The 306-nt window shown below is 55.6% G+C and carries 1 pseudogene; it reads right to left on the bottom strand.

Annotation, left to right across the window (positions count from 1 at the left end):
- Window positions 1-282: pseudogene (locus A6X21_RS13560) on the bottom strand (hypothetical protein); the annotation flags it as partial.
- Window positions 283-306 lie beyond the last annotated feature (24 nt).

The raw sequence follows: 306 nt of genomic DNA, 5'->3' as shown, positions 1-306 counted from the left end.
CAGTCGCTGCATATGACTACCGGATTCAGCCCGGTAACAACCTGGCAATAGCCGCCCTTGGTGCAAGTACCAGAAGTGCTCAACAACCGAAGCAAAAGCCAGGGGATTATGCTCCACCAGCACGACGGCCATACCTTCAGCCCGCAGATTACGGATCACTGCCAGCAATTCATCGACACCGGCATCATCCAGTTGCGCCCAAGGTTCATCCAACAGCAGAACCGCCGGTTCACCCAGAACATTCTCGCCAGGCAACTCGGCTGGTATTGCTCCCCGCAGCAATTATCTCAAGGTTGTGGGCGACTT

It is taken from the genome of Planctopirus hydrillae (genome assembly GCF_001707835.1).
Classification (GTDB): domain Bacteria; phylum Planctomycetota; class Planctomycetia; order Planctomycetales; family Planctomycetaceae; genus Planctopirus; species Planctopirus hydrillae.
Note: the sequence above shows the minus strand (reverse complement) of the source record. Positions and strands in the feature narration are given on the sequence as shown.